The sequence below is a fragment of the Cobetia sp. PS-4MA genome (genome assembly GCF_057670765.1).
In genome coordinates, this window is the sequence record NZ_CM173107.1 from 1477978 (window position 1) to 1493017 (window position 15040).

A 15040-nucleotide genomic window follows, 5' to 3' on the forward strand; every position below is an offset into this window, starting at 1 on the left:
AGTCGCGTGATCGGCAAGCGGGAGATTCAGTGCGCCTCGCCAACACAGCGCGCGATGGCAACGCCGTGGGGCGGCAGCGTCAGGCGACCTGCCTGCCAGTGACCATTGATCATGCCGGGGGCATCCTCGAGGGCTTCCGCTCGCCAGGCGGTCTCCAGAGTCAGGGCCTGAGCAGAGAAGTTGAGCGCGATCAGCAACGACTCGCCGCCTGAGAGACGCGTGAAGCAGATGACTTCCTCATGCAGCGAGTGGAAGTGGATCTCTCCTCGGCTGAGGGCGGGGTGACGGCGGCGGAAGGCGAGCAGCTCCCGGCTGGCATTCAACAGCGATGCCGGGTCGTGTTCCTGATGGTCGACGGCCAAGGCATGATGGAAGTCGGGAACCGGCAACCAGGGAGACACGCGAGAGAAGCCCGCATGTGACTCACCGGCCTGCCACGGCATGGGCGTCCGGCAGCCGTCGCGTCCCTTGTAGCGTGGCCAGAAGGTGATGCCGGCGGGGTCCACCAACTGGTCATGGCGTAGCTGGGCTTCACTCAGCCCCAGTTCTTCGCCCTGATACAGACAGACGCTGCCGCGCTGGGTCAGCAGGAAGGCGAGATAGAGGCGCAGGCGCGCCGGCGAGGCTTCGGCGTCCCAGCGCGTTGCCAGACGTGTGACATCGTGATTTCCCAGCGCCCAGCACGGCCAGCCGTCCCCGATCTGCGCTTCCATCGTCTGTAGGGTCGCCAGGAGGTGGCCGGGTGAGGCGTTCTCGGTCAGCAGATCGAAGGAATAGGCCATGTGCAGCCGCTGGTCGCCCCGGGTGTACTCGGCCATGACGCGCAAGGAGTCATCGTCGCCGACCTCGCCAACGCTGGTGGTGCCGGGGTATTCATCGAGCAGACTCCGCAGCCGTTCGAGAACGGCGAGGTTCTCGGGTTGGGTCTTGTCGTGAAGATGTTGTTGATAGCCGTAGGGGTTGTCCGGGCGCACGCCAATGAAGCCCTCGGCGATCTCACGCCGCGGCGGGTTATCCTTTAGCTCACCATGTGTGCAGAAGTTGATGGCGTCCAGGCGGAAACCATCCACCCCCCGCTCCAGCCAGAATCGCACTTCTTCAAGAATGGCCGTCACGACCTCGGGGTGATGGAAGTTGAGGTCCGGCTGCTCGATCAGGAAGTTGTGCAGGTAGTACTGGCAGCGGCGAGTGTCCCATTGCCACGCGGAGCCCCCGAAGATCGATTGCCAGTTGGTGGGCGGTGCGCCATCGGGTCTGGGGTCTGCCCAGACATACCAGTCGGCGCGCGGGTTATCGCGGCTCTGGCGGCTTTCCTCGAACCACGGGTGGGCGTCGGAGGTGTGTGAGAGCACCTGATCGATGATGACTTTCAGGCCGCGCGCATGCGCTGCCTCGACCAGACGGTCGAAGTCCTCCAGGGTGCCGAACATCGGGTCGACATCGCGATAGTCGCTGATGTCATAGCCGAAGTCCTTCATGGGCGAGGTAAAGAAGGGGGATAGCCAGATCGCATCGACATTCAGCGAGGCGATGTAATCCAGGCGCTCGAGGATGCCCGGCAGATCACCGATGCCATCGCCATTGCTGTCCTGAAAGCTGCGCGGGTAGATCTGATAGATGACGGCGCCGCGCCACCAATCGTGGGCCGACACCTGGGTGTCTCGAATCGTGGACATGCGAGTCTCCTGGGCGGGAGCCATGGCTCCCGCCCGTGCGGTCCTTGCGGAGAATGAAGCGGTTGGCCTGAGGCGCCGTGAGCAGGCGCTGGATACTCGCTCCTGACGCTCAGGCCCTCGAGAAAAAGCCCTGCAGAACAGGCCCTGAACGTCAGGCTGCCTGGCGTTGCTGGGTCAGGCTCAGCGCGCGATCCTGGCTGTCGAAGAGATGCACGTGCTCCAGGTCCGGCACCAGCGCGACGCGTTGGCCGATCTTCCACTGACTGGGGGCTTCACTGCGGTGGATCAGCAGGCTGTCGCCGACTTTCGGATCCAGATAGACATAGACTTCGTTGCCCAGGTACTCGACGTTGACGATCTCGAAGGCGTTGTCGCCACGGGCCTCTTCCAGGCAGAGGTGTTCGGGACGAACCCCCAGCATCAGACGGCTACCAACGCGCTCGCTACCGGCATCGCGAGGCAGGCCTAGCTCGCCGATCCCGGCCGTCGTGATGCGACAGTTATTGGCATCGCTGCTCAATAGCTCCGCCGGCAGGAAGTTCATGGTCGGGGAGCCGATGAAGCCGGCCACGAAGCGGGTCGCCGGTGCCTGATAAAGTGTCTGGGGACTGCCGACCTGTTCGATACGGCCATCACGCAGTACCACGATCTTGTCGGCCAGGGTCATGGCTTCGACCTGGTCGTGGGTGACGTAGACCATGGTGGAGCCCAGGCGGTGGTGCAGGCGGGCGATCTCATTGCGCATCTGCACCCGCAGTGAGGCATCCAGGTTGGAGAGCGGCTCATCGAACAACAGGATCTTCGGCTCACGCGCCATGGCGCGCCCCATGGCGACGCGCTGTCGCTGGCCGCCGGAAAGCGCCTTGGGCTTGCGGTGCAGCAACTCCTCGAGCTGAAGGATGCGCGCCGTCTCCATCACGCGTTGTTCGACGCTTTCCTTGTCGGTCTTGGCAAGCTTGAGGCCGAAGGCCATGTTCTCGTACACCGTCATGTGCGGGTAGAGGGCATAGGACTGGAAGACCATGCCCACGCCGCGCTCACGCGGGGGGAGGTCATTGACCAGATCGTTGGCGATATGCATCTCACCCTCGGTGATCGATTCCAGCCCGGCGATCAGGCGCAGTAAGGTCGACTTGCCACAGCCTGACGGCCCGACGAAGACCACGAATTCTCCGCTGCCGATCTTCAGGTCCAGGTCCTTGATAATGTGCGTGCTGCCGAAGGTCTTGTTGATCTTGGAGAGGGTTACGCTTGTCATCTTGCGACTCCCAGCCGGTGCTCGGCACCGGCTTTCGAAAGAAGGTTAGTCGAGTGCCAGGAAGGCAGCCTGATAGGGCGGCAGTACCAGGCGCGCTGTCTGGGGCTGAGCCTCATCCAGTTCGGCAGTGAAACCCGTGCCCTTGAGAAGACGCGCGCCGCCTGCGTAGGCTTGCGGCAGCGCGGTACTTAGTTCAGTGCCTGTGAGATTGAACAGGCACAGCATGCGCTGACCGTCATGCTCACGCAGGAAGCCCAGAAGCTCGTCCCCCACGTCGACCAGTTGAATGTCCCCCTCACGCAAGACCGGATGCTGACGGCGGAAGTTCAGCAGAATCCGCGTGGCATGAAGCACAGAGTTAGCGTCGTCTTCCTGGTTGGCCACGGCCAGTGGCAGGTGGCGCTCATCGACCGGTAGCCAAGGCTCGACACTTGAGAAGTCCCCTTGCGCCGCTTGACGCCAGGGCATGGGGGTCCGGCAGCCATCACGGCCCTTGAACTCCGGCCACAGCACCTTGCCGTAAGGGTCCTGAATACGCTCGAAGGGCACCTCGGCTTCTGGCAGGCCCAGCTCCTCACCCTGGTAGAGGCAGACGCTGCCGCGCAGTGACAACACCATGGCCAAGGCGACCTTGGGGTAGGACACCGGGTCTTCGTGGGCCCCCCAACGGGTGGCGCTGCGCACCACGTCGTGGTTTGACAGGGCCCAGCATGGCCAGGCATCACCGGCCAGGCGCTGGAAGCGCTCGATGACTTCTCGGATATAGCCTGCGGAATGCGGCGCATTGAGCAGATCGAATCCGTAGGCCATGTGCAGCTTGTCGCCCCCAGCGGTGTATTCCGCCATGCGCTCCAGCGGCTTGTCGTCACCGATTTCACCGACCGTGGTGGTGCCGGGGTATTCATCCATCAGGGCACGTAGGTCTCTCAGGAAGTCGAGATTTTCCGGGCGGCTCAAGTCATAGACGTGGCGCTGCCAGGTATAGGGGTTGGAATCCGGCGCGCCCAGTGTCTTGGCTTCGCCTGCTGGCACTGGCGGATTGTCGCGCAGAGCCTGATCGTGGAAGTAGAAGTTGACGGTATCCAGTCGGAAGCCATCGACGCCGAGTTCCAGCCAGAAGCGCATGTTGTCGAGCTGAGCCTGACGGGCCTCCGGGTGATGGAAGTTCACGTCGGGCTGGCTGGTCAGGAAGTTATGCAGGTAATACTGCTGGCGGCGCGAATCGAAGGTCCAGGCCGAGCCGCCGAAGATCGACAGCCAGTTGTTGGGCGGCGTGCCATCGGGCTTGGGGTCTGCCCACACAAACCAGTCGGCCTTGTCATTCGTGCGGTCCTGACGGCTTTGCTGGAACCAGGGGTGCTGGTCGGAGGTGTGGCTGATCACCTGGTCGATCATGACCTTGAGATTGAGCGAGTGAGCGCGCTCCAGCAGGGCCTTGAAGTCCTCCAGGGTGCCGAACATCGGGTCGACATCACGGTAATCGCTGATGTCATACCCGAAGTCGAGCATCGGAGAGGTGAAGAAGGGCGACAGCCAGATGCCATCCACGCCCAGGGAGGCCACGTAATCGAGTCTGGCGGTGATGCCCGGCAGATCGCCGATCCCGTCGCCGTTGCTGTCCAGGAAGCTGCGCGGGTAGATCTGGTAGATGACGCCACCGCGCCACCAGTTGGAGGAGGTCTGCATTTGGGCTTCGAGCAATGACATGAAAATTATCCTTTGACGGCGCCGGCGGTCAGGCCGGATACGATGCGGCGCTGGAAGATCATCACCAGGATGACCAGCGGTATGGTGACGGTGACGGAGGCGGCCATGATGGGGCCCCAGGGGAGCTCATGCTGGCTGCCGCCGGAGATCAGGGCGATGGCGACCGGCACGGTGCGTTCGCTGTCGGTCAGCGTGAAGGTCAAGGCGAACAGGAACTCGTTCCAGGCCGCGATGAAGGCGAGCAACCCGGTGGTGGCCATGGCCGGCCACATCAGGGGCAGGAAGACCTTGGTGATGGTCTCCCACGGTGTGGCGCCGTCCATGATCGCGGCCTCTTCCAGTTCCATGGGCAGCTGACGCATGAAGGTCGTCAGTACCCAGACGGTGAAGGGCAGCGTGAAGATGGTGTAACTGAGAATCAGGCCACCGGGGTTGTTGTAGAGATTCAGGCTGCGAATCACCTCGAACAGCCCGGAGAGCACCGCGACCTGAGGGAACATCGAGACCCCGAGGATGATCAGCATCACGGTGGAGCGGCCGCGAAAGCGCACGCGCCCCAACGCATAGGAGGCGGTGATGCCCAGCAGCAGCGCGATCAACACGACGCTCAAGGCGATCAGGATCGAGTTGCCGATCGCCTGTAGGAAGCTCTTCTGCGCAAAGATCTGGGCATAGTTGCTGAAGTCCAGAGAGGTCAGCCAGTAGTTGACCTCGAACAGCTCACTGGACGGTTTCAGTGAGGTGATCACCGCGTAATAGAAGGGGAACACGGCGTAGACGATGATGATGGCGATCAAGGCCCATTTGCCGACATGCTTGGCGAGTCGGGTCAGCTGGTAGCGGTTCATCGGAGTCTGATTCATTTCTCCACTCCCAGTTGGCGGCGGCCAAGGTAGAGGTAGACCACGACGGCCAGCGCGATGATCAGGAACAGCATCGTGGAGGCGGCACTGCCGTAGCCCACGTCCTGGAACTCCACCAGTTGCTGGCGGGCGTAGATGGACATGGTCATGGTGCTCGACGAGTTGGAGGTCAGCACATAGATGACATCGAAGACGCGCAGTGCATCGAGAAGGCGGAAGATCACAGCGACCAGCAGGGCCGGGGTGATCAATGGCAGGGTGACACGGAAGAACACCTTCACCGGGTGGATGCCATCGACCTCGGCGGCCTCATAGCAGTCCTTGGGCAGCATCTGCAGCGCGGCGAGTACCAGTAGTGCCACGAAGGGGATGGTCTTCCAGACATCGACCATGATCACGGCCCACATCGACAGATCGGCATCCGCCGTCCAGGCCAGGGGCGCATCAATCAGCCCCAGCCCCATCAGCAGGTGGTTGATGATCCCGAACTGGTCATTGAGCATCCAGGCCCACATCTTGGCGGAGACGATGGTCGGGATGGCCCAGGGGATGAGCACCGCGGCGCGGACCAGCATGCGCCCCTTGAATTCGGCGTTGAGCAGCAGGGCCACGATGATGCCGAAGACGACTTCCAACGACACCGAGATGACGCTGAAATAGACGGTGTTCCAGACGGAATTCCACCACACCGGGTCAGCCAGCAGGCCGTACCAGACGCCGTCGTCCTTCACGAGATAGTTTTCAAAGCCGATGAAGGCGGCGCCGGTCGTGTCCGAGAGCGAGGCATCGGTCAGGCTGAGGTAGAAGGTTCTCAGCAGTGGCCAGCCGGCCACCAGGGCCAGCGCGACCAGCATCGGCGCGAGATAGGTCCAGGCCGCACGTACCCGCTGGCGTCTGACCTTGGTGCCGCGTTTGCGGGTCCGGGCCGAGGGCGTGTCCGTCGGCACTGACTCATTGAGCGTGGTTGTCATGCGAAACCTCCCGGGTTACCAGCGACGACGTTTGATGCGAGCCAGCTCGCCCTTCAGCTGAGCCACGGCCTGGGCGCCGCTCTGCTCGCCGCTCAGCACACTGTGGGTCGCATTGAAGAAGGCGTTACTGACCTGGCCGTAGTTGTCACCGGTGACGGCAGACGGACGTGCCACGGCATTGGTGAAGGTGTCGTAGAGCGTGCCGAAGAAGGGCACGGCGGTGAGCACCTCTTCGTCCTGATACAGCGCCGTGAGGGTCGGGTTGTAGGCGGCCTGGATGGCCCGGCGTTTCTGCTCGGACTCACCGGTGAGGAAGGCCACCAGCTGCGAGGCGAGCTCGGGGTTCTCGCTGTACTTCGAGACCGCCAGGTTCCAGCCGCCCAGCGCCGCCGCGCTTTCTCCCTCGGCGCCGTGGGGCAGCTTGACCACTCCGACCTTGCCAGCCACCTTGCTGTCATCGCTCTGGGTCAGCGACCAGGCGTAGGGCCAGTTGCGCATGAAGACGGCGTTGCCGGACTGGAAGATACCGCGGGCTTCTTCCTCGGAATAATTGAGCGCCCCCTGCGGGGTGATCTCGCCGATCCAGCTGGCGGCCAGGTCGAGAGCGGAGGCCGTATTGGGGTTGTCGACGGTGATCTCGCCATCGGCATCGACAATGGCGCCACCGTCGTTGCTGGCGACCCATTCCAGCGCATTGCAGGTCAGGCCCTCATAGGCACGCCCCTGGAAGACGTAACCCCACATCTTCTCGCTGCCGGCCTCGCGTTCCTTTGCCTGGATCTGCGTGGCAGTCTCTGTCAGCTCCTGCCATGTCTCGGGAGGTGCGAACCCGTATTTCTCCAGCAGGTCCTTGCGGTAGTAGAGCACCCCGGCATCCGTGAACCAGGGCATGGCCACCAGGCGGCCATCGACCGTGTTGTTGTCGATGATGGTCTTGAAGTGGCCCTGCGATGCCTTTTCGCCGAGCGTCTGGTGCAGATCAAGCAGGTGATTGCCGAGCAGGCCCGGCCAGACCACATCGATCTGCAAGACGTCGATGTCACCGGACTGCGCTGACAGAATCTGCTGGTAGAGCGAGAGGCGTTCCGTCGAGGAATTGGGCGTGGAGACGATATCGACCTCATGGCCGGTCTTGTCTTCCCAGGCAGCGACGCCCTGTTCACAGAGTTCCAGTTCGGCCCCGACCGCACCGCAGGAGATGGTCAGGTCCGCGCCCATCGCAGGGGCGGTGGTGGCCGCTCCCAGCAGGGCGAAGCTTGAGGCGATTAGCGTCTTGCGTTGCATGGTGGATCCTCGTCACTTGTTGTTGTTTGACCCGCATCGGACGACTGGGTGGGGGAGAGTCACAACGTCGTCCGATGGTGGCTTCTTAATCGATTAAGGCGTAGTCACAGTCAAACGATTGGCGTCGATATCCGCAACCTGAACTTTGGTCTTGCTGTCACCGATATGTCGCCAGAAATGGGAGTTTTACGCGGTGATCGCTCCCCTTTGGTCGAATTTCGACATAAGTCGTGTGTCTGGAGCGCCGGATTGCCACTAGGGTCTTAAACGATTAAGTGAGTGTGGCAACCCCTCCAACGCCAATGATTCGGGCGCCACTTCGCTGATCATCGCCAAGCGAGTGATTCGTCAACAACAACAAAGGCTCTCTTCAACATGACAACTCCCCCTCAGCACCCGCTCAAGACCCCACTTGTCATGGCCGTTGCCATAGCGGTCATGAGCACCAGTGGACTCGCCAATGCCGACGGGACAGGCGATATCGAGGCGCGGCTCGCAGAGCTGGAACAGCGTATCGATGACGCCGAACAACGGGCCAGAGCGGCTGAGCGTCGCGCCGCCGAGGCAGAGCGCGCGATGGCCGTTCAGCGCCAGTCGAATGAGGCTGATCAACCCGCGCGCGTGACCGCGCAGACCGAGGACCTCGAAGAGCGTCTGGCGGCCGTCGAGCGCCAGGCCAGTGGCGAAGAAGGTTTCTCCTTCAATGCCTATGCTCGCTCTGGGCTATTGATCGGCGAAGGAGGCAAGAGCATCGAAGGCGGCCCCTATCTCACGCCGGCGGGCTCGGTGGGCGGGGCGGTCGGGCGGCTGGGGAACGAGCCCGACACCTACGTCGAGTCGGTATTCAACTACAAGACCCGCTACGACAACGGGACGAAGGCGCTTTACCGCACCATGATTGCCGACGGAGTAGAGACCAGTAACGACTGGACCTCGGACGAGTCCAGTCTGAACGTACGACAGGTCTTCGTGGAGTTGAGCGATCTGCCGAGCTTTACCGGCGCCTTCGAGAACTCCTCCATCTGGGCGGGCAAGCGCTTCGATCGGGACAACTTCGATATCCACTGGCTAGACAGCGATTTCATCTTCCTCGCCGGGACCGGCGCAGGTATCTACGACGTCCAGCTTGCCGATGACTGGAAAGCCAACTTCTCGGTCTACGGGCGCAGTTACAGTGAATACCCGACAGAGGACTCCGATACTGGCGGCAATACCGACAACCTGACGTTCACCATGAATAACTATGTCGGCCACTGGCAGTGGATGGTCAGTGCCCTGTCGGCGGCAGACAATGAAGAGCGCGCCATGGACACGGGGGCCGAAGCGGCCGATTCCGGCTTCCACACCATGCTGGCCTACCATGGCGACAGCTTCTTTGGCCTCGCCGATGGCAGCTTCAAGGCCGCCGTGCTGCATGGTCGCGGGCTCGGCGCGGAGACCAAGGTCATCGGGGCTGACGGGAACCTGACGGATGACGCCACTTCTACTCGTCTGGGGCTTTACGGCACGACCTATCTCGCACCCAAGTGGCGCTTCGCACCAGCCGTTCTGGCAGAGGTGAGCAAAGATCGCTACGACGACGGAGATGAGTATTCCTGGGCGACCTTCAATGCGCGTCTGGCCAATGAGCTGACGACGAATTTCGAGATGCAGTACGAGCTGAGCTATCAATGGATGGACCTGGACCCCGGCTCGACAGGCAATGCCGTGGAAGGCGGGTATCGCAAGTTCACCATTGCACCGACCTTCAAGCCTGAAGTCGGTGGCTTCTGGAAGCGTCCGGAAATTCGCTTGTTCGCGTCCTGGAGTGACTGGGATGAAGAGCTCAATGATTACTCCGAAGACGATGCCCTCGGGAGTGCAGGCTTTACGGGAGGCGAATGGGCCTTCGGTGTCCAGAGCGAGGTATGGTTCTAGGAGCAGGGTGCTAAGACCGTCATCGCCTGCCAGTGTTTCGATCTTGCCCGTGGAAATGTGCTCGATTTTCTGATGGCCAGCGTGGTCTCAACGACAGTGCCGGCCCCAAGCGGGTCTGGAAGTTCAAGAATGACCCCGCGCATGAGTGGATCGTCGAGCAGGTGTGATAGATAGGCTATTCTTCGGTAAGCTGTAAAAAAGCCCGCCTCTGGACATTCCAGAGGCGGGCTTTTGCGTTCATGGCGTCACATTACGCCAAGAGCTTCATACCAGCTCGCGCTTTTCTTCACGTGCGATGCGACGATCACGTGCGACCGCGCGACAGATGACGGTCAATACCGCCAGGGTGAGTGCTGGCCATATCAGTACATAGGTAGCGAAAAGCAATGTCATGGGGCATGTCTCCTGTTGTCCGTCTTCAGACGTTATCCAGCTTCATGCGAGGCTCAGGCCGCCGGCTGTGGCTGGTTGGGCGCTGAAGTCTTGTGGTCGTCTGCGTCGAGTGCTTCGTCATAGTTGCCGACACGTGCGGTGATGGTGTCGAAGTCGAAGCGCTCCTGGCGGCTGGCGAGGCTCATGACCACACACACCAGAGTGCTGGTGCCGTAAGCGGTCAGTGAGGCGAGCAGAACGGTGTAGTCACGCAGGAAGTCGGTCGCGAAGATCAGCATGGCGATCATGGCGGCGACAGCAGCGATGATGCCGAGAATGCGCCCCAGGAAGCCGAATACCATCAGACCGATGATCACGCCGCCGCCGATGCTGGCGAGCAGCTCGAAGAACAGGCCGCTCATGCCCGTCAGCGGCACCAGTTCAAAGCGTGCCAGGCAGAACATCACCATCGCGACGATGACCGACGTGGTGAAGGCGGTGTTGGTCACGCGATTCCAGAAGCAGCTGGCGATGACCGGGAAAACGATCGCGCCCCACAGAGCCCCGACGAAGACCAGCATCACCAGGATATCCAGTGAGAAGCTGGCGAAGACGATGCCCAGCACCGTGGCGATGATCATGGTCAAGCGGCCGATGAAGAGCATGCGCTTCGGGTCTGGCTTGCCGCGGGCGATATTCTTGCCATAGACATCAGCCATGATGATGGCGGATAGCGCGGAAAGGTCGGAATCCGCGGTAGAGGACAGCGAGCCGATCACCAGAATGAAGAACAGCGCGATGAAGAACGGCGGCAGATACTCGGACACCATCTGCGGGATGAGGTTGTTCATGTCGCCGTTGAGCGGCTCCACCCCGAGTGTCAGTGCCATCAGGCCAATCATGCCCAGGCCGATGACGATGGCGCCATAGCCCAGCGTCGCGGTGAGGAAGGTCGGCTTGATGTGGTCTTCGTTGACGGCGAACAGGCGCTGGGAAATGGTCTGGTTACCGATCGCATAGGCCAGTACAGCGACGAAGAAGGGCGCCCCCTGGTTCAGGATGGCATCCGTCGAGAAGAAGTTGGCCTGCTCAGGCGTCAGATTATCTAGGCCAGCGACCAGCTCCGTCGGGCCGCCCATGGCGAAGAACACCGCTGGAATGATCACGATGGCGATCGCCATCAGGGCAACCAGTTGCGCGAAGTCGGTCAGTACCGAGGCGCGGAAGCCGGACCACAGGGTGTAGAACAGCACCCCCACACCCGCCATGATCACGCCTGCCTGGAAGGACAGCGGTGAGAGCACGGAGACGAGCGCCCCGGCGGCGGTGAAGTTGACCATCAGGCTGATCACACTACCCAGCAGGTTGGAGAGCGCCAGAATCAGCTGGCTGGAGGAGCCGTGGCGCGCATGGATCAGCTCGCCCAGTGTATGCGCATTGGGCGCCAGCTTGCGGAAGCGGCGGCCGAAGGGATAGATAAACAGAATCATCAGTGCCCCCCACAGGCCATAGTGGATCGGCCCTGAGACACCATAGGTATAGCCGGAGGTAGCGGCAGCATAGAAGGAGGCCGCCCAGATCCAGGTAGCCGTCATGCTCGCCGCACCCATGCCGAAGCCAACGCGATGGTTAGAGACCATGAAGGCATCGGCATCTTCATTTTTCTTGCGGATCCCCAGCGTCATCAGGTAGGTGCCGCCATAGAAGGCAAGCAGCAGCAGTACGACAGTCAGGGTAGAGAATTGATATAGCGATTCGTTGTTCAAGAACTGGCCCTCGGTAGGGAAACAGGGCGCTACGCAACGCAGTTGCCCGAGGGCAAACGGTTGTCGATAGCGACGAGTAAGGAGGGGAAGGTTCTTAGCCGTGGACGTAGTTCTGCGTCATTTGCTCAAGCAAATGGCATCCAGCGCAGCACATGGGCCGCGTCATCAATAATCGGCAATCTCGGTCAATGAAGACGGAGTTGGTGGCACTTCCCGGTCAGGCGGGAACTTGGGGGAGGGCGGCGTGGCATGCATCTGCCTTCATCGGAATAATGATATCGCATACGCGTCCTTGTGATCGGTTAAGCCTTGCAAGAGCGCTGATGCGAGTTGTTGGTCAGCCCCAAGCTTGGCGAAACGGTGTTTTTTTATTTTCTCTCGTTATCAAATTCGCTGGCAACGATAAATTATTCGCATGTCAATGTCCACACACTGGCGGGGGAAGCTTGCCTCTCATTCACGTCAACGATGGTTGAACGAGCGGGGGCGACGATGTTCAGTTGCGTGACACGTGTCAGAGCAGAATGGAAAACATGACTTGTTATATAAATAATATTACTCGGCATGACTTGTATTTAACGGCGTTGGCATCGCCATTCGAGGTGATGCCCTTGAACGATACTGACCCGGCGCCATTGCATAATGCGAACCCCAGGCACGTGCAGCCGGAAGATGAGGTATTCAGTATCTTCTTTATCTTCAAGATCAAGGAAGAATATCGCGCTCGATTGCTGCAGCAATTCACCACGCATGTGGCGAAGACGCGCAGTGAGGAGCCGGGCAATCTCGTGTTTGATCTGTATACCATCGACGGGCAGGACGACACGCTGGTGATATACGAGCATTGGCGCACGGAGTCAGACCTGTGGGACATTCACTTCCAGCAGCCCTATGCCATCGAGACAGGCAAGCTGTTGGAGCAGGCCATGGTCGGGGATATGAAGCAGTACCTGAATATCGTCAGCGAGTTCTGAGTTATCCCGCCGGTCATTCGTTTCCTGTTTGCCCATTGAATGCGCAGCCCTTAGAGGCTGCGCATTGTGCGTTCACCCCCCTTTGAACATCAGCGTGCCATCCCACCGCCATCCACGCTTGTGAGATCAACCAGGCAGCTGTCATCAAATCCTGCAGCGCCAGCGGCATGTAAGCTGGCAGGCCAGTGCGAGTCACGCGAATGTGATAGTTTCTGGAGCGTCCAGCCGTTTGGCGGCGCAGAGTCCCGGGCATTTTCTTCGCCGGCGGGGCAAGCGGCGCCGTGTTATTACCCGGTAGTGGCAACCCCATCATCTTTGGTCAGGACCCCTCGTCATGAGTGATGCGTATTACCTCCACCTTACCGATCGCCTGCGCGAACAGCTGAAGGACCCTGATGCCTTTGAAGATGGGCGATTGCCCTCGGAACGCGTGCTGGCCGAGCGCTTCGATACCACGCGCGTGACGTTGCGTCAGGCGTTGGGGCAGCTGGAGGGAGAAGGGCGCATTCATCGCAGCAATCGGCGTGGGTGGTTCGTGTCGCCGCCGCGGCTGGATTACGACCCCACGCGTGACTCCGGCTTCAATGACTATGTGACGGCGCAGGGGCGGCGGCCACGGACGGAAGTGCTGCTGACCGATGTTCAGGCCTACCCACCGGCTGCGCAAGCGCTGGGCCTGGCGGCCCAGACACCGCTCTATCATATTCGCCGCCGGCGTTTCGTGGATGAGCGCGCCGTGCTCAGCGAGTCGATGTGGGTGGTGCCGGAGCGTGCCCCGGGACTGCTCGAGGAGGGCCAGTTCGGGGTGTCACTGTGGGCGGAGCTGCGCGGGCGCTATGGCCTGACGCTGGCCCACCGTGAGCTGCGCTTCTACTCCGAGTCGCTGGGGGAGCAGGCCGCCCGGGAGCTGGGGGTCGCCATGGGTAGTCCCGGTCTGACCGTACGTCGCGCTACCTTCGATGAGCAGCATCGTCCCATCGGCTATGACGAAGAGCGCTGGCTGCACAATGCGCTGTGCATCACCGTCACGCTCAAGAACAAGCCCTGAACCCGCGCTACAGGGACACTATATGAGGTAACACTGTTTCACTGGGCCTTCAACTGACTGTCACGGGGGTGTCATTCGGCCCGCCCATACTCTTGGTATATACCAGATGGCGAGAGCCATTCATTCCAAGCGTTGGAGAGTCCCGATGTCCTTCTTGACCCGTTCCTTGCTGGCCAGTGCCGTTGGTCTAGTCGTTTCCCTCAATGCCCAGGCGGCCACCGAGCTCACCGTCTATACCGCGGTGGAGTCCGATGATCTGCAGAAATATGCCGAGCGCTTCCAGCAGGCGCATCCGGATATCGACATCAAATGGGTACGCGACTCCACGGGCGTGATCACCGCACGATTGCTGGCCGAGAAGGACAACCCGCAGGCGGATGTGGTGTGGGGCCTGGCCGCGACCAGCCTGCTGGTGCTCGAGAAGGAAGGCATGCTGTCGCGTTATGCCCCCAAGGGAGTCGAGGCGCTGGATACCAAGTTCGTCGACCCCGCCTACCGTGATAGCCAGGACCCGTCCTGGGTCGGAATGGACGCCTGGGTCGCCTCGCTCTGCTACAACACCGTCGAAGGTGAGCGACTGGGAGTGCCCAAGCCGACGTCTTGGGAAGACCTCACGCGTCCCGAGTTCAAGGGCCACGTGATCATGCCCAACCCGAGTTCTTCCGGTACCGGCTATCTGGATGTCGCCAGCTGGTTGCAGCTGTGGGGTGACGAGGGCGGCTGGGAGTACATGGACCGCCTGCACGACAATATCGCCCGCTACACCCACTCAGGCTCCGCGCCCTGCAACCTGGCCGGTTCCGGCGAGGCCGTGGTCGGTGTGTCCTTCGCCTTCCGAGGCGCGCGCCTCAAGGCACAGGGCGCACCGGTGGACCTGGTCTTCCCCGAGGAAGGGCTGGGCTGGGACATGGAAGCCGCGGCGATCATGAAGGGCACCGACAAGCGTGAGGCGGCGCAGACACTGATGGATTGGGCAGTGTCCAAGCCGGCCAATGAACTCTACAACGAAGGCTATGCGGTCGTGGCCTATCCGGGGGTGGCCAAGCCGATCGAGCATTATCCGGCCAATATCACCGAGATGATGATCGAGGCTGACTTTGCCAAGGCGGCCAACCAGCGGGATGCAGTGCTCGCCGAATGGCAGCGCCGTTACGACGGCAAGTCCGACAGTCAGTAAGTCACGCCCAGCCACCTTCGTCATTGC

Annotated in this window: 12 protein-coding genes; 4 read left to right on the plus strand and 8 right to left on the minus strand. The window is 61.3% G+C overall.

The features are described from left to right. Positions 1 to 26 precede the first annotated feature (26 nt). The 6 genes from AC26AR_RS06325 to AC26AR_RS06350 all read right to left on the minus strand — a co-directional run bounded on the left by AC26AR_RS06325 (position 27) and on the right by AC26AR_RS06350 (position 7759). Complete coding sequence (locus AC26AR_RS06325) at positions 27 to 1676, minus strand: alpha-amylase family glycosyl hydrolase (protein ID WP_284727476.1); 1650 nt, start codon at positions 1674 to 1676, stop codon at positions 27 to 29. A gap of 151 nt (positions 1677 to 1827) precedes the next feature. Continuing rightward, positions 1828 to 2934, minus strand: coding sequence for an ABC transporter ATP-binding protein (locus AC26AR_RS06330; protein WP_175090554.1), 1107 nt, complete (start codon positions 2932 to 2934; stop codon positions 1828 to 1830). 45 nt (positions 2935 to 2979) lie between these two features. Continuing rightward, positions 2980 to 4620 (minus strand): alpha-glucosidase family protein, encoded by a 1641-nt coding sequence (locus tag AC26AR_RS06335; RefSeq protein ID WP_175090568.1) that lies wholly within the window; start codon positions 4618 to 4620, stop codon positions 2980 to 2982. Positions 4621 to 4646: 26 nt separating this feature from the next. Next, on the minus strand, positions 4647 to 5489 hold the full coding sequence (locus AC26AR_RS06340) for a carbohydrate ABC transporter permease (protein WP_084208934.1): 843 nt from the start codon (positions 5487 to 5489) through the stop codon (positions 4647 to 4649). 11 nt (positions 5490 to 5500) lie between these two features. Further along, entirely contained in the window at positions 5501 to 6475 is a 975-nt protein-coding gene (locus AC26AR_RS06345; RefSeq protein WP_175090552.1) for a carbohydrate ABC transporter permease, read from the minus strand. Between the two features lie 15 nt (positions 6476 to 6490). Next, the gene (locus tag AC26AR_RS06350; RefSeq protein ID WP_284727477.1) at positions 6491 to 7759 is read right to left on the minus strand and encodes an ABC transporter substrate-binding protein; all 1269 of its coding nucleotides are present in this window, start codon (positions 7757 to 7759) and stop codon (positions 6491 to 6493) included. 375 nt (positions 7760 to 8134) lie between these two features. Between AC26AR_RS06350 and AC26AR_RS06355 the strand changes: the two genes are divergently transcribed. Further along, on the plus strand, positions 8135 to 9676 hold the full coding sequence (locus tag AC26AR_RS06355; RefSeq protein WP_286173705.1) for a carbohydrate porin: 1542 nt from the start codon (positions 8135 to 8137) through the stop codon (positions 9674 to 9676). A gap of 264 nt (positions 9677 to 9940) precedes the next feature. Here AC26AR_RS06355 and AC26AR_RS06360 read toward each other — a convergent pair whose 3' ends face one another. Both AC26AR_RS06360 and AC26AR_RS06365 read right to left on the minus strand, forming a co-directional pair. Further along, positions 9941 to 10069: a putative transporter small subunit gene (locus AC26AR_RS06360; RefSeq protein WP_284727478.1), complete on the minus strand. Its 129-nt coding sequence runs from the start codon at positions 10067 to 10069 to the stop codon at positions 9941 to 9943. Positions 10070 to 10122: 53 nt separating this feature from the next. After that, positions 10123 to 11814 (minus strand): sodium:solute symporter family protein, encoded by a 1692-nt coding sequence (locus AC26AR_RS06365; protein ID WP_175090550.1) that lies wholly within the window; start codon positions 11812 to 11814, stop codon positions 10123 to 10125. 611 nt (positions 11815 to 12425) lie between these two features. Here AC26AR_RS06365 and AC26AR_RS06370 point away from each other — a divergent pair. The 3 genes from AC26AR_RS06370 (at position 12426) to AC26AR_RS06380 (ending at position 15013) form a co-directional block, all read left to right on the plus strand. Next, complete coding sequence (locus AC26AR_RS06370; RefSeq protein ID WP_488107762.1) at positions 12426 to 12788, plus strand: putative quinol monooxygenase; 363 nt, start codon at positions 12426 to 12428, stop codon at positions 12786 to 12788. 334 nt (positions 12789 to 13122) lie between these two features. Next, a complete protein-coding gene (locus AC26AR_RS06375) occupies positions 13123 to 13836 on the plus strand; it encodes a UTRA domain-containing protein (RefSeq protein ID WP_153635505.1) in 714 nt (237 codons plus the stop codon). Positions 13837 to 13981: 145 nt separating this feature from the next. Continuing rightward, positions 13982 to 15013, plus strand: a complete 1032-nt coding sequence (locus AC26AR_RS06380; RefSeq protein WP_488107763.1) for a putative 2-aminoethylphosphonate ABC transporter substrate-binding protein — start codon at positions 13982 to 13984, stop codon at positions 15011 to 15013. The last annotated feature ends 27 nt before the right edge of the window (positions 15014 to 15040 follow it).